The organism is Microbacterium sp. NPDC055903 (assembly GCF_053615555.1).
This window is the reverse complement of record NZ_JBSHCA010000001.1, coordinates 1,228,277-1,247,251: the sequence shown is the minus strand read 5'-3', so window position 1 is coordinate 1,247,251 and position 18,975 is coordinate 1,228,277. Positions and strand designations below refer to the sequence as shown.

Sequence of the window (18,975 nt, the reverse complement as noted above, 5' to 3'; positions counted from 1 at the left end):
GACGATCACCAGCCCGGCAGCCCCAGCTGCTGCGCCTGCTTGAGGACGTCGTTGTCGTAGAGCGCCGCGGCGTCGGCTGCGCTGCGCATGCCGGATCCGACCTCGACCGCGAACTGCGGAAGGCTGGAGCCCTTCACCGGCGACAGGAACTCCAGTGCTGGCGCCGACTGTCCGGCGCTGAAGTACGCGTCGACGTCCGTCACGATAGGCATGGCCGTGTCAGGGACCTCGCAGCCCTCGATCAGGTAGGGGCCAGCGGGCGATGCCACTTCTGCATGCACGGCGCAGCCTTCGGGGCTCGCGATGAACGCCAGGAACTCCTTGGCGGCGTCGAGTTTCTCGGGGGCGATGCTCTTGGCGATGAACGCTCCCAGCGGCATCCACATCGTCAGCTTCGCCGCGTCGGAGGTCGATGTCGGCACGGCGAAGAAGCCGATGTCATCCGCCGTGTCCGGATAGTTGGCCGTGACATTGGTGGCCACGTAGTTCGTGAGCATCGGGAAGTGTGCGGCCTCTCCCTGCGCGACGCGTCGGATGCCCTCGTCGTACTTCGCGCTCGCGAAGTCCTCGTTGAAGACCTTCGCATCGGCGAGGTCGGCGAGCTTCTGGAACGAGGCGAGTGCCGGCTCATCGGAGAACTTCCGGTTGTTGGCCGTGTACTCCTCTGCCCAGTCCGGATCGGCGTCGAGCACGTTCGCGAAGTCGCCGAGGACGATCAGCTGCGAGGTGAAGGCATCGCCGTAGGTCTGCACGACGGGGGTGAGCCCTGCTTCCGCGATGGCGGCGTTGTTCTGCTCGAACTGCTCCCAGGTCTGCGGCACCTCGAGCCCGAGGTCGGCGTACACAGCCTTGTTGTACATGATGCCGCCGGCGCGGGTCGTGCCCCACGGCACGCCGTACATGCCCTCCTCGCCGGAGACGACGGAGGTGAAGTCCTCCGAGATAGCACCCGCCCAGTCCTCCTCTGACAGATCGACGAGTGACTGGTCGGGACTGATCGTGGTGAGCAGCGCGCCGCTGTTGAACACGAACATGTCCGTCATCTCGCCGGTGGCCAGGCGTGTCTTGACGACGTTCTCGCCTTCGGCCCCGGTCGGTCGGTTCTCGATGGCGATGGTGATGTTCTCGTGCTCGGCCTCGAACGCATCGGCGAGAGCCTCCGCGAAGTCGACGTCGGTCGTGGCGGGCACGAGCAGGGACAGCTCGATCGGCTGGTCAGGATCTGCGGGGGTGGACGCGGTGCATGCGGCCAGGGATGCGATCAGGACGCTCGCGCCGGCGGCGAGGGCGATCCTTCGGGGTGACAGGGACATCGACAGCCTCCTCATTGAAACGGTTCAGCAGAACGATACACACAATTTCACAATCCGCCAAGCGAATTCTGAACCGGTTCAGATGCGCTCTCGCCGATCCCCTATGCTCCGAGACAGCGCGTCGTCGTCGTGGGAGGAGATCACGTGAGCCAGCAGGTCATGCCCGTGGAGCGGGTGTTCCGCCAGCATCCGCTCCGAGCGCTGCTGAGCGCCGTCGTCATCGCCGTCGTCCTCGACGCTCTGGCGCTGCTCATCATCCCGCAGGTGCTGCCGGACACGATCTACACCTCGGGGCGGCGCATCATCGTCTTCGGAGCGATGGCCGTGATCACCGTCGTCGTTCTCGTCGTCATGCTGTGGCTCCGCAACGTCCAGGTGCGGGTGAGCCACGAGAGCGTGACGGTCGGCCGAGCGGGCAAGTGGGAGAGCTTCCCACGGGCGACCACCGCGTTCCGCACCCACATCACCGAGCACCGCACGAACGGCGTGCGCAGCGGGACGACGAGGTCGCTGATCGTCCGCACGGCGCACGGGGAGCGGACGATCGCCCTCCCCGGCTTCACGAGGTCGGTGTTCAACGAGCTCGCCGCGACCCTGAACCCCCTCACACCGCCCACCGCGGTCGATCCCGTCGAGGCCGCGCGCGTGCGCGCCGGCCTGCCCACGACGTTCGAGGTGGATGCCGCGGGCGAGCGCCGTGCAGGCAACCGATTCCTCGTCGTGGCCGTGATCGCGCTCGTCGTGGCCGTCGTCGCTATCCTCCCGCTGTTCGCCCCGGACTTCCCGACGGGCGAGACCGCCCCGCTGGTGATGCTGTCGCCGCTGGCTGCGATCGTCGCCGTCGGGTTCGGCATCGGCGGGTTCCAGCGCCTGCGCCTTGCACGGAGGTCGACGACGAGGATCGTGGTCGGCTCGCTCGGCCTGCGCATCGGCGAGGTCGACCACCCCTACGCGCAGCTCACGCGCATCTGGCTCACCCCGCCCGCCTACGCCACCAAGCGGATCACGCTGGAGTCGCCGTCGGGGCGCAGCATCCATCTGCTGGAGTCCGCCAGGGTCGCCATCCGTCCGGAATACAGCCAGTTCGCGGCTTCGCTGCACGCCCACGTCGCCGAGCGCCAGGGGCTGCTCTCCTTCGATCTGGAATGATCGCGTTCGCGACACGCCCGGATCTGGCGTAGACTAACCAGGTTGTCTGCCTTCCGGCGTCCATCGGATGCTTCGGCGGACACGTGCTACACACCCTCCTGCTCCCGGGAAAGTCCCGGAAGCCGTTCTAGTCCGAAGGAGGTGGGTAAGTGACGCACCAGTACGAACTCATGGTCATTCTGACCCCCGAGATCGACGAGCGCCAGGTCGCCCCGACGCTGGACAAGTTCCTCAAGGTCATCACCAACGATGGTGGCACTGTGGACAAGGTCGACATCTGGGGCAAGCGCCGTCTGGCCTACGAGATCCAGAAGAAGAGCGAGGGCATCTACGCCGTCGTGAACTTCACCGCGACCAGCGAGGCCACTCAGGAGCTCGACCGTCAGCTCGGCCTCAACGAGCAGATCATGCGCACCAAGGTGCTGCGGGCCGAAGAGGCTCAGGCCATGGTCGCCGCCGAGGCCAAGCGTGCCGAGGAGAAGGCCGCCCGCAAGCCCAAGGCTGCGAAGGCCTAAGGCTCATGGCCGGCGAAACCGTCATCACCGTGGTGGGAAACCTCACGGCCGACCCCGAGCTGCGGTACACGCAGAACGGGCTGCCGGTGGCGAACTTCACCATCGCATCGACCCCGCGCAACTTCGACCGTGCAGCGAACGAGTGGAAGGACGGCGAAGCGCTGTTCCTCCGCGCCTCGGTGTGGCGCGAGTTCGCAGAGCACGTGGCGGGTTCGCTGACGAAGGGCATGCGCGTCATCGCGCAGGGTCGCCTCCGTCAGCGCTCCTACCAGGACCGTGAGGGCAACAACCGCACGGCCATCGAGCTCGAGGTCGACGAGATCGGTCCGTCGCTGCGGTACGCGACGGCTCAGGTCACGCGTGCGGCGTCCGGCGGAGCCGGTGGCGGTCAGTCCCGTCCGCAGCAGCAGGTGTCGGAGGAGCCGTGGTCCACGCCCGGCTCGTCGACCAGCGCGGATGCCTGGAGCACTCCGGGCAGCTTCGGCGACGACACGCCTTTCTAATCTCACTTCTGGATCCGGTCCTGAGCCCGCTGAGCTTGTCGAAGCACAAAGGGCCGGCATCCGCTTCATCAAAGGAAAACTCATGGCTGGAAAGTCGAGCGGCGACCGCCGCAAGCCGCGGAAGGGTGGCAAGCCCACCGCTCCCGCGAAGTCGATCCGGGTCGGCGTCATTGACTACAAGGACGTCGCCACCCTTCGCAAGTTCATCTCGGAGCGCGGCAAGATCCGTGCCCGTCGTATCACCGGTGTCTCCGTGCAGGAGCAGCGTCTGATCGCCAAGGCGATCAAGAACGCTCGCGAGATGGCTCTCCTGCCCTACGCCGGCGCTGGCCGCTGAGGGGTACCGACATGGCAAAGCTGATTCTCACGAACGAGGTCGCCGGGCTCGGAAGCGCCGGCGACGTGGTCGAGGTCAAGAACGGGTACGCCCGTAATTACCTCATCCCCCAGGGCTTCGCTACGGCGTGGACCCGTGGTGGCGAAAAGCAGGTCGAGCAGATCCAGGCCGCCCGCAAGGCGCGTGCGATCCACGACCGCGACGAGGCCGTTGCGCTGAAGAACGCGATCGAGGGCACCAAGGTGCGCCTGGCCGTCAAGGCCGGCCAGCAGGGTCGCCTGTTCGGCTCGGTCAAGACCGAGCACATCGCGGATGCCGTCGAGGCGGCCGGTCTCGGCAGCATCGACAAGCGCAAGGTGCACATCACCTCCGCCATCAAGGCGACCGGTGAGCACGAGGCGACCGTCCGTCTGCACGACGACGTGACCGCCGTCATCACCCTTCAGGTCGTCGCCGCCAAGTAAGGCGCGATACCGTCAGAACGCCGTCCTCCTCCGGGAGGGCGGCGTTCTGCTTTGCCCCGGTCTCAGCCTCCGAGAAGTCGCAGCAGGCCGGTCTCGGGGGAGACGCGACGATCGATGACGCGCCCTCGGCGTGCGGCGCGCAGGACGCGCGGGTCGACATAGCTCGCTCTCGCGACCGCTCTCGTGTTGCCGAGGGCTGCCGCGACCGCGTCGATCGCATGCCGCTCCCGTTCGTCGGCGTCGAGCCCGCTGCGCGCGCTCTGGGCGAGATCGAGGGCGGCGGAGATCGTGCCGCGGAGCGTACGGAGGTCCTTGGCGGTGAAAGGTCCGCCGGTGACCATCGCGATGTAGGCGTTCAGAGCGGCGGGCGTCACGGCACGCATCCGCCGTCCTGCGCGGTATCGCAGCACCTCGGCGCGCAGTGGTCGCGCAGGCAATGCCCTGATCCACTCCCGCAGGTCGTCGTCGTCGAACGACACCGACTGGCGCTGACCGAGCTTGCCGGTGAACGTCAGCGTCACGGTGCTTCCGCGAAGGTTCAGCTCCGCCCAGCGCAGCGTCAGCAGCCCCCGGCTGCCGTACCGGCGGAGGTACCCGGGGGACCCGATGCGGATCGCGCCGCGATCGAGCATCCGGAACGCCGCGGCGAGCGTGCGTCGTCGATCGTCGTCGCCGCGCAGGTCGCGCGTCACCGTCGTCCTGGCGGACGGAAGGGCGGCGGCGAGCTGCAGCGCCCTGTCGAACTTCGCGCCGTCTCGTCTCCTGCGCCAGGCGGGGTGGTAGAGGTACTGGCGCCGGCCTGCGGCATCCGTGCCGACCGCCTGCAGGTGACTGTCGGGCTCAGGGCTGATCCACACGTGCGTCCAGGCGGGCGGGATGGCGAGGGAGGCGATGCGTCGGCGCGTCGCCTCGTCGACCGGGTATCCGGCTGCGCTCAGGTAGCGGAACCGCCCGCGTGCGCGGCGCCGGTGGATGCCGGGGACACTCGTCGGATCGATGCGGTGGATGCGTGCCACGGAACCTCCTGTCGTGACGATCACATCCTCGTCGCCGTCCCGACGTCAAACCCCTTGCGCAGGAGGTGCCCCGGATGTCCCGAAAGGGGGATCGGGACATCCGGGGCGCATCGGCTGCGGCGCCGCTCGTGCAGGAAGAAGGGGACACTGCAGGGCGGTATGGGCACCGATGCACCGGAACGGGCCGACGTCTCCTCCCCCGAGGGCGTCGGCCGCTCCGGGGGCTACGCCCTGGGGAGGCGCAGCGGACCGACCCTGGCCGACGATGCGGCGGGGTCGGGGCAGGAAAGATCGAGGTCGCGCGACGGCGCGGGGCCGACGTGCGCGGTGCACCGGTACGGCGCGATGCGAAGGCATGAAGGCATGCGAATGCTCCTGACGGAAGGCGATGTCGGATGGCGCGCGATCAGAGGCGTGCGCGCAGCATCAGGGGCCGTCCACGGAGGACGGCGACATCAGCGCTCAGTCAGGAGCGACGTCGGTGTCGGCGACGGGGGACGAGGGCAGGGCGTCGTCCGATGCGCCGGAGTTCCGCTGCGCAAGGCGCAGGGGGTCGGTGGAGGCGTCGCCGAGGCGGGCGCCGTCGCCGAAGGAGCCGCCGGCGGAACCGGCGGAGGAGGAGGGGGCGGAGGAGCCGAGAGCGGGGGGAGTCGCGGGCGCCGTGTCGTCCGCGGGGGCGCTGGTGGCCTGCGCGGTGACGGGGGCGGCGGATGCCGGTGAACCGCTCGCCGTGTCGTTCACGTGGGCTTCAGTCGAGCCGGTGGTGATGCCTGGAGGGGCAGCGAGGCTCGGCTCGGATGGATCGGCCACCGGAGCGGCGGGGAGAGCAGGGGCGGGAGCGGGCTCCGCCGGCGAACCGGCATCCGTCCCCGGCTCCGAAGGAGTCGCGGGGGTGCCGGTTCCTGGGGTGACGGCGTCGACGATCCCGGGGATCGTGCCGACCACGCTCTCGTCGATGATGCCGACCGTGCCGTCGACGATGTCGACGACCTCGTCCACGACGCCGGTGACGCCGCTGTCGGCGAGGATGCCGCCGACCACGGGAAGGCCGGTGACGAGATCGATGACGGGGTCCGTGAGGCTTCCGACCGGCGAGCCCTGGAGGATGCCGGAGACGGGCGTGACGACGGCGGAGACCGTGCCGGAGACGGCGTCAAGGATCGGGGTGGTGAGATCCCCTGCGACGGGGATCTCCGCGACCGCGCCGCCCACCGTGCCCACGGTGGCGGGAACGGCCGCGACGACGGGGGCGACGACCTCGGTGACGACCGGCTCGACGACCTCGGTGACCACGGGGTCGACGACCTCGGTCACGACGGGCTTCACGACCTGGGTGACGACGGGCTTCACGACCTGCGTGACGACCGGGGAGACGAGATCCGCGACAGGCTGCGTGACCGGCGCGATGGCCTCGGTGACGGGCCGAACGACCTCGGAGGCGGTCGATGCGACCGCGCTGACCAGCGAGCCGAGCGGATTCTTCGCCGGCGGGTCGTCCTCGGCGGCCTGTGCCGTTCCGGTTCCGGTGAGGATCGTGAGGGCGGCCCACGCGAGCACTCCGAAGGCGCCCCAGAGGACTCCCGCGCTGATGCGGTGCCTGGACGCCGTGGCGCTCACGTTCACCCCCCTCCCCAAGGGAACCGATGCCGACGCGCGATGCGCCGACCTGCCCGAGGCTATCGCGCTGGGGAGGGGTTGTCTAGAGATCCTGAAGCGGATTTCCGCCGATGTCCCGGCATGACGCGCCCGGGTGCAGAGCGGCTTGACTTTCCCCAGGTTGTGCACATGTGCCGAGTGAGAGGGAAACCTTCAATCAGCTCTTGAAGGAGAATTCCATCCACAGGGTGGGGAATCGTTAAAAGGCAGGTCAGCTGCAATAAAGAAGTCTCTGAATCGATGCACCCACAGGCTTATCCACACCTGTTCTGCACAGACACTCCGAGGTTCTCCGCAATCCGTCCACAGAGTTATCCACAGGCGATGTTGCGCTGTGGATGGGGCGCTTCTAGCGTGGTCGAGCGACCCGATGTCAGAGGCCGGTGCTGTGCTTGTTCGCAGCCGCGACCGCGTCGCAGCCGGGGCGAGCAGCCTCGACATCGTCAACCGCCCGGAGGGAGCCCTGTGTCGATCGCAGACATCTCGGAGGAGCGCCTCGGCGGACAGCGCCCGCCGGAGCGGACGCCCCCGCACGACCTCCTCGCCGAGCAGAGCGCGCTCGGCGGGATGCTGCTGTCGAAGGATGCCGTCGCCGACGTCATCGAGACGCTCAAGGGCGCCGATTTCTACGTGCCCAAGCACGAGCTGATCTACGAGGCGATCCTGTCGCTGTACTCGCACGGCGAGCCGACCGACGTCGTCGCCGTCACGGATGAGCTGATCAAGACGGGCGAGCTGAGCAGGGCCGGTGGAGCGGACTATCTGCACACGCTCACCTCGATCGTCCCGACCGCGGCGAACGCCGGGTACTACGCCGGCATCGTCTCCGAGCGGGCGATCCTGCGCCGGCTCGTCGATGCGGGCACGCGCATCGTGCAGCTCGGCTACGACGGTCAGGGCGATGCGACGGACATCGTCAACAACGCGCAGGCGGAGATCTACTCGGTGACCGGTTCCGAGACCGCCGAGGACTACGTCCCGCTGACGGTCGCGGTGGATGCCGCCGTCGAGGAGATCGAGGCCGCGAACGGCCGCGACGGCTCGATGACGGGCATCCCGACCGGGTTCAAGGAGCTCGACGAGCTGACCAACGGCCTGCACGGCGGCCAGATGATCGTCGTGGCGGCCAGGCCTGCGATGGGAAAGTCGACGCTCGCGCTCGACTTCGCCCGCGCTGCGTCGATCGGGCACAACTACCCCTCGATCTTCTTCTCGCTCGAGATGGGCAAGAGCGAGATCGCGATGCGTCTGCTCAGCGCCGAGGGTGCCATCCCGCTGCAGAGCATGCGCAAGGGAACGCTCGACCCGCGTGACTGGACGACGGTCGCCGCGACCCGCGGTCGCATCAACGACGCTCCGCTGTACATCGACGACAGCCCGAACATGACGCTCGTCGAGATCCGGGCCAAGTGCCGTCGGCTCAAGCAGCGCGCGGGGCTGAAGATGGTCATCATCGACTATCTGCAGCTGATGACCAGCGGCAAGCGCGTCGAGTCGCGCCAGCAGGAGGTCTCGGAGTTCTCCCGAAGCCTCAAGCTCATCGCCAAGGAGCTGCAGGTGCCCGTGATCGCGCTCAGCCAGCTGAACCGTGGCCCCGAGCAGCGCCAGGACAAGAAGCCCGCCATCAGCGACCTCCGCGAGTCCGGCTCGATCGAGCAGGATGCCGACATGGTGATCCTGCTGCACCGCGACTCCGTCTACGACAAGGATGTCCGCCCCGGCGAGGCAGACCTCATCGTCGCCAAGCACCGCAACGGTCCGACCGCGACGATCAACGTCGCGTTCCAGGGCCACTACTCGCGCTTCGCCGACATGGCTCCGGGCGACTTCGGCGGGGGTGGCGGGGACTTCGCGTAGGCGAGGTGGCGGGTCTCGGGCGACACGCGCGCAGCGGTCCGCCCCGTGTGGATAGGCTCGCGACGTGAAACTCGTCCCCGGTTCTCGTATCGATCTCGGCGATCGCGCGCTCGCGTTCCCGCATCCTCCTACGGTGTGTCTACGGCGCGACGGCTCCGCGCTCGCCGTGGTGGCGCGGTACAGCGAAGACGGCTGGGGAACGCACATCGTGCTCGTGACCGACGAGGGCGAGCGCGCGGGGATGCTGCTGCCCGAGAGCCGGTTCGGCGCTCAGCCGGTTCTCATCGACCGCGGAGAGGACGGCGTCGTCGTCCTCATCGATGACCGGATCGCCGTCTTCCTCGGCGCAGGCCTCGACACGCCTCGTGTCGTGACGATCGCCGACGAGGCGGGCGTCGCGGACCACGGCGACCGGCTCACCGCAGGAGGGATCGCGCGGGTTACGGCCGACGGCGAATGGCTCGTCGTCCTGACGGATCCCGTCGCGTTCCAGAACGCCCGCACCATCGGCCGGCTCCGCATCGACGAAGACACGGCCACCTGGGTGAGCGTCGAGCTGCTCAACGGCGCTGACTTCCCGATGGCGGGGCTGCGCACCAGCACCGCTCCTGGCGGCGTGAAGGCTCCGATCGTCGGCGACGTGACCGAGGTCGACGGCATCCGCTTCGTGGGTGTGCAGGGCAGCGACACCATGAGCCTCAACAAGTACGGCTCGGACTTCTTCACCCTCGCGGCGCTGGACCGCGACGCCCGGGTCGCCCGCCGGCTGTACGAGGAGAGCGGCTGGCTGAAGCAACCGGGCAAGCACGGCATCCGGACGCGGTTCACGTCCGACGGGGCATCCGCGATCCTGACGCCGGTCTTCTCCAGCGGCGCCTGGAAGGGCAGGCAGCGGATGCTCATGCTCGACGACGGCGCCATGGCCGAGGTCGCACCGATCCGTGGCGCGGCGGGGTTCGGGCTCGTCGACGTACGAGACGACCGTGCAGTGCTCGCCTCGACGGGCGAGCTGCTGTTCGCGACCGTCGTCGACTGAAGGCATTCGCCCCAACCGGAGCGATTGATCGGGGGCGCCGACCATTGAACATGTGCGGCGGGCCCCCTTCATGGCGCTGCGACGCCGCGACGTGAGCCCGAGCTCCCGCATGGAAGACTGAAGACGAGTGTGTCGGCAGTGCGGAGGGCATCCGGATGGAGATGGTCGGTCGAGTCGTCGAGGCGCGCGATCTCGTAGTGAGTGGAGAGCAGGGCCAGGCGAGGGCCTTGCTCCTTGGAGCCCTCGAGGCCTCTGCCCCGATCGAGTCACCCGGCGAAGCGATCGCCGTCGCAGAGGCGACCGCCCTCCTCCTCGAGCTCGACATCTCCCTGGAACCCGCGTCGGTGATCGACGCGCACCTGGACCGCATGCGCGAGCTCACCGGCGCATACGCGGACGACCCGTCCGTCGCTGAGGCGCTCGCCGCCGCCGAGCTCCGACGCATCGAGTTCGTCCACGGTCTCGATGAGCTCGACCCCGTTCTGCACGTCGAGGTGCTTCAGCGCGCCCTCGCGCTGGACGAGCGGTGGCGAGACTCGCCGCATGTCGGCGTGCGTCGCGCCGCGGCCGAAGCTGCGCTCACAGCGCAGATGATCCGGCGCTGGCTCGCCCAGGACCCCGCCTCGATCGCGCTCGCGCTCGACACCCTCGCCGTCCGCCTCTCGGACGAGCAGGATTCCCGCATGCGGCGGATCCGCCTGGACGCGATGTTCACCGCATCCAGGATCCGCATCGAGGGTGGATCCGATCTCGACGCCGTCCGCGAGGTGCTCGCCCTCGTCATGCAGGAGGCGCAGGAGCTCCCGGGCGCCGGCGGCTTCGCGATGGACGCCGCCCTCCTCCGCGCAGACCTCGACATCGGCGACGGGATCGCCCCCGGCGACGCCCTCGCACCCGCCCGTGCGCTCCTCTCCCTGTCGCCGCAGGGTTACGCCGCGGGTGTACGTCACTCGATCCGCCACCTGTCCGGCATCCTCGAGCGCCTGGAACCCGCCGACAGCGCCGTCGTCGAACGCGAGGAGTGGCTGAGGCTCATCGACCGCACCGCGGCGGATGCCGATCCTGGTTCCCGGGCCGCCCTCCTCGAGGGGCTGCTGCGCTGGGTGGGACCCGCAGCGCAGGCGAACGTTACCGGTCTCGACCTGCTCCGCCAGGCGGATGCCCAGTTCCGCACCGACGACGAGCCGTCGACTGCGCTCGTACGGTTCGCCGTCGCCGCGCGCATCGCGAGCATCCTCGGGCATCCGGACGGCGACCAGGCCGAGCGCGCCGCGTACCTGCCCCGTCGCGATCCACAGGAGTCCGTGCGCGTCTCGCTCGATGTCGAGAGACGGTTCGCGAAGCTCTGGGGCCGGGACGAGGGAGTCTCTTCGATGGCCGCCCTCGTGCTCGACCGAGCGCTGCGGCTGAGCGACATCGGCAGGCGGCAGGAGGCGATCGAGGCACTGACCACGTTGACGGCAACGCTGCGATCCGACGGATCGGCATCCGCCGGGGTCGAGCGGGCGCAGGCGGCGTATTGGCTCGGCAGGTTCCTGCGAGAGGCAGGGCACGCCGACGCGTCGGCTCAGACGGTGCGGGATGCCGTGCGCGAGTTCGCCGCGGATGCTTCGGCCGATGTACGGATCTGGGCGGCGAACGCCCTCTGGTCGGCGTGGCGGGCCGAGGGCGCGGCGCCCGACGATGTCCGCGCGTTCCGACGGCTGTTCGCCGAACACTTCTCGGACGATCCGGACGTCCGGGTCCGACGCCTCGATGCCACGCGCCTGCTCGCCGAGGCCACGGACCTGCACGAGACGGGAGACAGCGCGGCCGCCATCGCCGCGTTCGAGGACCTCGAAGCGCGCTTCGACGACAGCGACGACGCCGACATCCAGGACACGGTCCGCCTGGCGCAGCAGAACGCCCGGATCCTCCGGGTGTCGCACGACGCTGCCCCGTCCTCGGACGATGCGGCTACCGGTCGATACCGCGAGCTGCGCGACCGGCTCTACGCGGCGGACGGCCTCGTCGAGCAGGGGCGTCTCGCCGAGGCGGAATCCGAATGGAAGACGATCGTCGAGGTGACCGCCGGCACGTCGGACGTCGATCTCGCGATGCTGCGTCTCGCCGCGCTCGACGTCTGGGCGGGTCGGATGGAGGCCGCCGCGTACTGGGAGCAGCTGGAGATGCTGGCGCGCCAGGCCACGCTCGTCCGGGTCGGATCCGACCTCCGTGCGCTCAGAGTGCAGGCTCGCGCATATGCGAGGCTCGGCACCGCGCTCGGCAAGCGAGGGGATCTCCGCGGAGCGGTCGCGGCGTACGAGGCGCTCGACGCCCTGGCCGCGGATTCGACGGACGGCGACGTCGTGCTCGCCCGACAGCAGGGCGTCTACAACCGAGCCATCATGCTGGATGATCTCGGGGATGCCGCAGCCACGATCGACGCCTACGAGCACGTCGTCGCCGTGCACGCCGCGACCAGGGACTCGGCCACCGGGCGCCTGCGCTGCGCCAAGGCGCTGCGCAATCTGGCACTGGTGCTCGCACAGCTCGGGCGCACGGCGGAGGTCGCCGGCGCGCATCGCCGGGTGCTCGATCTCCTCGGCGCATCCGCCGACGGTGAACTCCTTCAGCGCGTGAAGGCGTCGGCCTTCGATCTCGCCGGCAGCTTCGCGGCTCTCGGGGACCACGGATCTGAGGCCGCGACCTACGCCTGGATGCGCGCGACGCCGTCTCTGGGGCTCACCGCGGCAGAGGCGCGGTCGCTCGCGAAGGCCGAGAAGACGGCGCGGCGGCTCGCCCGGCGATAGCGGCGTCCTGCCGCCCACCCGTCGCAGGCCGTGGCATCACTCAGAGTTCGTCGATCTCGAACACTCCGCCGCGCCCGCGAGGCCACTCAGGATCCCGGGTCGGGTCGAGGACATCGACCGGTGTGAGGGTGCCAGGCCCGGAGTACCAGTCGGCGTCGACGGCGGCGTACGACAACGGGTACCAGCCGTCGGCCAGCATCCTGATCCGACGCACGGCGTGGCCGCTCGCATCCAGAGTGACGGACGCGTCGGTCATGGCCGTCGAGACCCAGATCGTTCCGTTCGGCGGGCCGATGATCGAGACGACGACCCCAGTGGTGCTCGCCTCGTCCAGGGGGATCGGCCCGACGATATCTTCGAAGCCGTGCACGATCGGTGCCTGCACGACGATCGTGCCCGTGGTGGCGAGCGACTGCTCGGTGTCGGAGTATGCCCACACGGCGTAGTCGTAGGATGCCGCGTCGAAGGCCAGCGGGCGCGTATCGAAGCTCCACGATCCGTCCTCTGCGACGTCGACCGTGTACCGCTGCGCGGCGAAGTCGATCGCGACGGAGTTCCCCGGCGCTGTCTGGCCCGTGATCATCGGGGCGATGTACACCGTGTCATTGACGGGGGAGGTGACGCCGGGAGTCATGACGGGTGTGCCGCCGGGGTCGGTTCCAGGGTCGGTGCCCGGTTCAGGGTCCGTGCCCGGCCCTGGAACCTCTGGGCCGGCAGGCTCCGGCGCGGGTGGGATGTACTGCGATCCCGGCTCGGCATCGAAATCGATGACGGGTACCGTCGGATCCGAGTTCCAGCGGCCGAGCTGCCAAGGCTCGGGCCCGGCCGTCGGGGCGGGTGACGGCAGCAGGGTGGGCGGGATGCCGGTTCCTCCGGGTGACGGTGCGTCTGGCGTCTCGGGCGCGACCGGTACCTCGACGACAGTCTCGGCGAGCGGTGGGGGGTCGACATCGCCCGGGGGCACGAAGAAGGAGCCGAGGACGATGCCGCCGAGCGTGAGCGCGCCGATGCCGCCCGCGAGCAGGCTCGCGATACCGGCTCCGGCGCCCGCGAGGACGACACCGGCGGCGACCGCCGTGCCTGGGGCGAGGGCGCTCGTGGCGGGCAGCGCTACGCCGAGCGCGCCGAAGCCCGCCGCGGAGAGGGTGACGCCCTGCAGGCGCCTGGCGTCGCTGCGCAGCGCCGCCAAGAGATCGGTGCACATGGCACACGTCTCCAGGTGGGTGGTGATCTCGAGCGTGAGGGTCGCGCTCTCGGGCTCGGAGAGGTAGCGGGGCAGGAGCCGTGCGACATGCGTCTCGTCATCGCGCAACAGGACGGGAACCTGCTTCGTCAACCACTGCAGCTTCAGTCCGGATCGCGCCCGGCGGTGCAGTGCGGAGACGGCGTTCGGATTGATGCCGAGCGTGCTCGCGATCTCCGGTCGCGCGACGTCGGCGACTTCCGACAACCAGAGCACCTTCTGCCAGCGCTCCGGGAGTTCCTGGAACGCACTGAGCAGGTCGTTGGCGCTGGATTCCCGTTCGACCAGGCTGAGCGCATCGCGGAAGTCGACGGCATCCGCGTCCGCATGCTCGTCGAATCTGCTCGCCTCCTTGCGCCATCGGTTCGCCGTGTTCCGGATGACGGCATGGAGGTAGGCGCGGAACGCGAAGTCGGGCCCTTTGCCGGAGGTCGTGATCTGCTGATAGATCGCGAGGAAGGCCTCTGAGGCGAGGTCCTCCGCGCGCGAGGGGAACGCGCGGTGGGCGTATCGAAGAGCGGCGCCGATGTGACGCTCCCACAGGGTGACATAGGCATCGCGGTCGCCGTCGCGCAGATCTCGGAGCAGAGCTATGTCGCTCCGAGGATCCTCCATGCCTGCCTCCTGACCCCCGTATCCGTTGTGCACCTCATGATAAGAGAGTCGGGGAGCGCGCGGCAGGTGGAGCGCTCGGGTCAGAGCTGGATGTAGTCGTACTCCTGGAAGGCGGCGACCTCGCTCTGCCAGCGCTCCGCGACGAAAGCCACGTGCGAGGGGTGCGCGTCGTAGGCGTCGTACGCGGCCTGGTCGGCGAAGTCCATCGCGAACTGGAACGTGAGATCGCTCTTCGGGCTCACCTGTGCGCTGATCCGGAAGTCCGTGACGCCGGGGATGGCGGTGAGGATGCCACGGGCGTCGTCGAGAAAGCGCTGTTCCTGCGGCGATCCGGACTCATGAATCAGGCGGAAGGTGACGGTGTGGCGGATGCTGCTCATCCGCCCATCCTCCCATCGCACGGAAGGGGGTTACCGTCTGGCGGCCTTCGACCTAGACTCCTGCGCGAAAGCATCCGTTCGACGATCCTCGGAAGACCCCGGGGCGGAAGGAGCGCGCGATGCAGACTCTGACGATCGACTTCATCTGCTCCCTCGACGGCTACGGCGCCGCCGAAGGGTGGCCCGGCTGGTGGGGGATGGAGAGCCCCGGATATCTGGCCTGGCTCGAGGAGCAGCCGGAAGCCGTGCTGCTCATGGGGGCGACGACCTATCGAGTGATGTCGGAGCTGGCGCACAGCGGTGAACCCGGAACCGACGTGCTGAACGACATGCACAAGCACGTGTTCTCCCGCTCGCTCGGCGAGCCGCTGGCGTGGGAGAACTCCACGCTGGTGCGCGGGGACGCCATCGAGCACGTCCGCCGGCTCAAGGAGGAGTCCGACCGCCCGCTCTCCACGATCGGCAGCATCGCGCTGTGCCGGTCGCTGCTCGAGGGCGGGGTTGTCGACCGCTACCGCGTCGTCATCTTCCCTGTGATCACGGGGAAGACGGGCACGGATCGGATCTTCGACGACTATCCCGATGTCCGACTCGATCTCGTCGACGCGCGCACATTCGATGGCGGCATCCAGCTGCTTGAGTACGTGCCGACGGTGCTGGACGGCCCTCCCGGTCGTTGACGGTCAGTCGGCCACTCTCGCGGACCGTCCCTCGAACGTGACGACGTCGCCCGCGCGCAACTGACGGCCTCTGCGGCGATCGACCTCTCCGTTGACGCTGACGTAGCCGTCGATGATGACCTCTTTCGCGTCACCGCCCGAGTCCAGCAGCCCGGCGAACTTCAGGAACTGGCCGAGGCGGATGCTCTCGCCGCCGATGGGCACGTCGTCGATCGGCGAGGAAGCGGTCATATGAGCATGCTACGGGTACGTCCCTGGGGGAGATCGTGATTCTTGACCTCCGAAAGGAGGTCAATTCCAGGGGAGTCGACAACGGCATCCTCTCCGGTAACTAGGCTGGCGCCGTCTCGGTGGTGACGGGTGGGGGCGTCGAGGTATCGATCCGCTGACGAAGCTCTTCTGGGGAGAGCGCATGGCGGGCGACCGCCGAACGGGTCTGCGGAGGGCAGGCCTGAAGCCGATCCCAGGAGGCTACCTTGAGCACCCGTTCGCACCCGAGTTCACCGAGACGCCACCGAACCAGATTCGGGCTCGCGGTCGCGGGCGCCCTTGCCGTCGTCGCCAGCACCTTCGTCGCGGCCGTCCCGGCATCCGCCGCCGCCGTCGTGCCCTTCAACCCCGCCCAGCCGACGGTCTTCGTGGGGTACAACACGCCGACGACCCTCGCCACGGCCGACATCAGCTCCGGTGGATACGACCTCGCGACCTTGCGTGCCGCCGACACTTACACGTTCAACGCGCTCGGCTTCAACACGGCCGACAACTACCTCTACGCCTGGGACGTCAACGAGTTCCAGATGCTCCGGATCGACAGTGTCGGCGGGGTGGATGAGCTCCCGGCGATCGCCGGCCTCGATACGGCGCAGCCGTACAACCAGGGAACCTTCGGGCTCGGCGACGATGAGGGAACCTACTTCCTCCGAGTGAGCGCGTCCACGTCGCTCTGGGCCATCGACGTCGACGGCCTGAGCGCGACGGAGATCACTCTCCAGTCACCGGTCGAGAACGTGTCGGACATCGTCTACCGCGACGGCTACATCTGGGGCTACGACGGGCGGTCGCTCGCGACGCGTTTCATGTACCGGATCGACCCCTCGAACGGGGCGGTGAGCAGGTTCGATCTCTCCTCGCTCGCCCTCAACACTCAGCCCTACGGTGGGCAGTGGTTGTACGGCAACGGCAACTTCGGTCTGACGGGCAACGGCAACGGGACGGTCTACCAGCTGGCCGTGGAGGGTGCGGACACCGCATCCCCGGTGTTCAGCGTCGTCTCGACGAACACCGGCATCCCGACCACGAACAACGACGCCGCATCGGTGCCGGGTGCGCCGGCCGATCTGGTGCTCGAGAAGACCGGAGATGAGAGCTTCGTCCCCGGCGAGGAGTACACCTACACCATCACCGTCACGAACGACGGCGCAGGCGACTCCTCCGGATCGGTCGTGACCGATGACCTTCCTGCAGGACTTCAGAGCCCCGCGAGCAGCACGGACGGATGCGAGATCGCCGCAGGCGTCCTCACCTGTTCCGTGGGCCCGCTCGAGGTTGGAGCGAGCACGGTGATCACCGTCACCGGCGTCGCCGCCGCAAACGCCACGTCTGCGTCGCTCACCAACAGTGCCTCGGTCATCGGCAACGAAGAGGACCCGGACGAGACGAACAACACCGCCACCTTCACGCCCGCAGCGCCGGCGCCCGAGTTGACGCTCGTGAAGTCGGCGGACACCGAGCTGGCCTCTGAGGCGGGTCAGGTGATCACGTATTCCTTCGAGGTGACGAACACGGGCAATGTCCCGGTCTCCGACATCTCGATCGCTGAGGGTGAGTTCTCGGGTGCGGGAACCCTTGGTGAGGTCGTCTGCCCTGCGGGTGCGGCCGAGCTGGCGCCTGCGGCGGTCGTGGTCTGCGAGGCGGAGTACACCGTCGTCCAGGCCGATCTGACGGGTGACCCGATCGAGAACTCCGCGACTGCGGAAGGCGTAGCCCCCGGTGGTGCCGCCGTCGTGAGTGAGCCTTCCGCCGAGTCGGTTCCGACGCTGCTTCCGGCGCCGGCGCTGAGCCTGGTGAAGTCGGCGGACACGGAGCTGGCGACGGAGGCGGGTCAGGTGATCACGTACTCCTTCGAGGTGACGAACACGGGCAACGTGCCGGTGTCCGACATCACGATCACTGAGGGCGACTTCTCCGGAGCGGGAACGTTGGGTGAGGTCGTCTGCCCTGCGGGTGCGGCGGAGCTGGCCCCCGAGGCGGTCGTGGTCTGCGAGGCGGAGTACACCGTCGTGCAGGCCGATCTGACCGGTGACCCGATCGAGAACTCTGCAACGGCCGAGGGCCTCGCCCCCGGTGGAGCGGAGGTCGTGAGCGCGACGTCCGAGGAGACCGTTCCGACGGCTCTCTCCGAGCCGGCACTGAGCTTGGTGAAGTCGGCCGATACCGAGCTGGCCTCCGAGGCCGGTCAGGTGATCACGTACTCGTTCGAGGTGACGAACACGGGCAACGTGCCGGTGTCCGACATCACGATCACTGAGGGCGACTTCTCCGGAGCGGGAACGCTCGGCGAGGTCGTCTGCCCGGAGGGCGCGGCCGAGCTCGCGCCCGGTGCGGTCGTGGTCTGCGAGGCGGAGTACACCGTCGTGCAGGCCGATCTGACGGGTGATCCGATCGAGAACGCCGCAACCGCCGAGGGTCTCGCGCCCGGTGGAGCGGAGATCGTGAGCGACCCGTCCGAGGAATCCGTTCCGACGCTGCTTCCGGCGCCGGAGCTGACGCTCGTGAAGTCGGCGGACACGGAACTGGCCTCTGAAGCGGGTCAGGTGATCACGTACTCCTTCGAGGTGACGAACACGGGCAACGTGCCGGTGTCCGACATCACGATCACTGAGGGCGACTTCTCGGGTGCAGGAACGCTCGGCGAGGTCGTCTGTGCGGAGGGTGCGGCGGAGCTGGCGCCTGAGGCGGTCGTGGTCTGTGAGGCGGAGTACACCGTCGTGCAGGCGGACCTCACGGGTGACCCGATCACCAACTCTGCAACGGCCGAGGGCGTCGCCCCCGGTGGAGCGGAGATCGTGAGCGACCCGTCCGAGGAGTCGGTTCCGACGCTGCTTCCGGCGCCGGAGCTGAGCCTCGTCAAGTCCTCCGAGACGGAGCTGGCAGCTGAAGCCGGTCAGGTCATCGTCTACACGTTCGAAGTGACGAACACGGGCAATGTGCCGGTGTCGGGCGTCTCGATCGCGGAGGGCGAGTTCTCCGGTGCGGGAACGCTCGGTGAGGTCGTCTGCCCCGAAGCCGCTGCGCTTCTGGCTCCCGGCGACGTGGTGATCTGCGAGGCGGAGTACACCGTCGTGCAGGCGGACCTCACGGGTGACCCGATCACCAACTCTGCAACGGCCGAGGGCGTCGCCCCCGGTGGAGCGGAGATC

Annotated in this window: 16 protein-coding genes; 10 read left to right on the top strand and 6 right to left on the bottom strand. The window is 68.7% G+C overall.

The genetic code is table 11. From position 1 onward, the window contains the following. Positions 1-5: 5 nt before the first annotated feature. Entirely contained in the window at positions 6-1,313 is a 1,308-nt protein-coding gene (locus ACWGJP_RS05705) for an ABC transporter substrate-binding protein (RefSeq protein ID WP_452328785.1), read from the bottom strand. 144 nt (positions 1,314-1,457) lie between these two features. Here ACWGJP_RS05705 and ACWGJP_RS05700 point away from each other — a divergent pair, with 144 nt between their 5' ends. The 5 genes from ACWGJP_RS05700 to rplI all read left to right on the top strand — a co-directional run bounded on the left by ACWGJP_RS05700 (position 1,458) and on the right by rplI (position 4,281). Continuing rightward, positions 1,458-2,462 (top strand): hypothetical protein, encoded by a 1,005-nt coding sequence (locus tag ACWGJP_RS05700; protein ID WP_452328784.1) that lies wholly within the window; start codon positions 1,458-1,460, stop codon positions 2,460-2,462. 149 nt (positions 2,463-2,611) lie between these two features. After that, the gene (gene rpsF, locus ACWGJP_RS05695) at positions 2,612-2,977 is read left to right on the top strand and encodes a 30S ribosomal protein S6 (RefSeq protein WP_120227097.1); all 366 of its coding nucleotides are present in this window, start codon (positions 2,612-2,614) and stop codon (positions 2,975-2,977) included. Positions 2,978-2,982: 5 nt separating this feature from the next. Beyond that, complete coding sequence (locus tag ACWGJP_RS05690; protein ID WP_120227098.1) at positions 2,983-3,480, top strand: single-stranded DNA-binding protein; 498 nt, start codon at positions 2,983-2,985, stop codon at positions 3,478-3,480. Positions 3,481-3,562: 82 nt separating this feature from the next. Continuing rightward, positions 3,563-3,817, top strand: coding sequence for a 30S ribosomal protein S18 (gene rpsR / locus ACWGJP_RS05685; protein ID WP_071641238.1), 255 nt, complete (start codon positions 3,563-3,565; stop codon positions 3,815-3,817). An 11-nt stretch (positions 3,818-3,828) separates the two neighbouring features. After that, positions 3,829-4,281, top strand: coding sequence for a 50S ribosomal protein L9 (gene rplI, locus ACWGJP_RS05680; RefSeq protein ID WP_452328783.1), 453 nt, complete (start codon positions 3,829-3,831; stop codon positions 4,279-4,281). 62 nt (positions 4,282-4,343) lie between these two features. Here the strand turns inward: rplI and ACWGJP_RS05675 are convergent, their stop codons facing one another. Further along, entirely contained in the window at positions 4,344-5,297 is a 954-nt protein-coding gene (locus ACWGJP_RS05675) for a DNA topoisomerase IB (protein WP_452328782.1), read from the bottom strand. A gap of 462 nt (positions 5,298-5,759) precedes the next feature. Next, positions 5,760-6,914 carry a hypothetical protein gene (locus ACWGJP_RS05670; protein WP_452328781.1) on the bottom strand — a complete coding sequence of 385 codons (1,155 nt, stop codon included), beginning with the start codon at positions 6,912-6,914 and terminating at the stop codon, positions 5,760-5,762. Positions 6,915-7,418: 504 nt separating this feature from the next. Between ACWGJP_RS05670 and dnaB the strand changes: the two genes are divergently transcribed. The 3 genes from dnaB (at position 7,419) to ACWGJP_RS05655 (ending at position 12,638) form a co-directional block, all read left to right on the top strand. Then, complete coding sequence (gene dnaB / locus ACWGJP_RS05665; protein ID WP_452328780.1) at positions 7,419-8,810, top strand: replicative DNA helicase; 1,392 nt, start codon at positions 7,419-7,421, stop codon at positions 8,808-8,810. Between the two features lie 64 nt (positions 8,811-8,874). Continuing rightward, entirely contained in the window at positions 8,875-9,846 is a 972-nt protein-coding gene (locus ACWGJP_RS05660; protein WP_452328779.1) for a hypothetical protein, read from the top strand. A 155-nt stretch (positions 9,847-10,001) separates the two neighbouring features. Continuing rightward, complete coding sequence (locus ACWGJP_RS05655; protein WP_452328778.1) at positions 10,002-12,638, top strand: hypothetical protein; 2,637 nt, start codon at positions 10,002-10,004, stop codon at positions 12,636-12,638. Positions 12,639-12,678: 40 nt separating this feature from the next. Here the strand turns inward: ACWGJP_RS05655 and ACWGJP_RS05650 are convergent, their stop codons facing one another. Next, on the bottom strand, positions 12,679-14,496 hold the full coding sequence (locus ACWGJP_RS05650) for an RNA polymerase sigma factor (RefSeq protein WP_452328777.1): 1,818 nt from the start codon (positions 14,494-14,496) through the stop codon (positions 12,679-12,681). 80 nt (positions 14,497-14,576) lie between these two features. After that, positions 14,577-14,876 carry a Dabb family protein gene (locus ACWGJP_RS05645; RefSeq protein WP_452328776.1) on the bottom strand — a complete coding sequence of 100 codons (300 nt, stop codon included), beginning with the start codon at positions 14,874-14,876 and terminating at the stop codon, positions 14,577-14,579. A gap of 119 nt (positions 14,877-14,995) precedes the next feature. Here ACWGJP_RS05645 and ACWGJP_RS05640 point away from each other — a divergent pair, with 119 nt between their 5' ends. Further along, positions 14,996-15,556 carry a dihydrofolate reductase family protein gene (locus ACWGJP_RS05640; protein ID WP_452328775.1) on the top strand — a complete coding sequence of 187 codons (561 nt, stop codon included), beginning with the start codon at positions 14,996-14,998 and terminating at the stop codon, positions 15,554-15,556. A 3-nt stretch (positions 15,557-15,559) separates the two neighbouring features. On the opposite strand, the gene ACWGJP_RS05635 is transcribed toward ACWGJP_RS05640, so the two are convergent. Beyond that, positions 15,560-15,787 carry an RNA-binding S4 domain-containing protein gene (locus tag ACWGJP_RS05635; protein ID WP_452328774.1) on the bottom strand — a complete coding sequence of 76 codons (228 nt, stop codon included), beginning with the start codon at positions 15,785-15,787 and terminating at the stop codon, positions 15,560-15,562. 245 nt (positions 15,788-16,032) lie between these two features. Here ACWGJP_RS05635 and ACWGJP_RS05630 point away from each other — a divergent pair. After that, positions 16,033-18,975: DUF7507 domain-containing protein (locus ACWGJP_RS05630; protein ID WP_452328773.1), on the top strand; the 2,943-nt coding region annotated here is incomplete at its 3' end.

Bases quoted from the DNA above. Each gene is read 5' to 3' on its own strand.
- rplI (WP_452328783.1), top strand. From the start codon at position 3,829: ATGGCAAAGCTGATTCTCACGAACGAGGTCGCCGGGCTCGGAAGCGCC.
- ACWGJP_RS05690 (WP_120227098.1), top strand. From the start codon at position 2,983: ATGGCCGGCGAAACCGTCATCACCGTGGTGGGAAACCTCACGGCCGAC.
- ACWGJP_RS05655 (WP_452328778.1), top strand. From the start codon at position 10,002: ATGGAGATGGTCGGTCGAGTCGTCGAGGCGCGCGATCTCGTAGTGAGT.
- rpsR (WP_071641238.1), top strand. From the start codon at position 3,563: ATGGCTGGAAAGTCGAGCGGCGACCGCCGCAAGCCGCGGAAGGGTGGC.
- ACWGJP_RS05705 (WP_452328785.1), bottom strand. From the start codon at position 1,313: ATGTCCCTGTCACCCCGAAGGATCGCCCTCGCCGCCGGCGCGAGCGTC.
- ACWGJP_RS05645 (WP_452328776.1), bottom strand. From the start codon at position 14,876: ATGAGCAGCATCCGCCACACCGTCACCTTCCGCCTGATTCATGAGTCC.
- ACWGJP_RS05635 (WP_452328774.1), bottom strand. From the start codon at position 15,787: ATGACCGCTTCCTCGCCGATCGACGACGTGCCCATCGGCGGCGAGAGC.
- ACWGJP_RS05650 (WP_452328777.1), bottom strand. From the start codon at position 14,496: ATGGAGGATCCTCGGAGCGACATAGCTCTGCTCCGAGATCTGCGCGAC.
- ACWGJP_RS05640 (WP_452328775.1), top strand. From the start codon at position 14,996: ATGCAGACTCTGACGATCGACTTCATCTGCTCCCTCGACGGCTACGGC.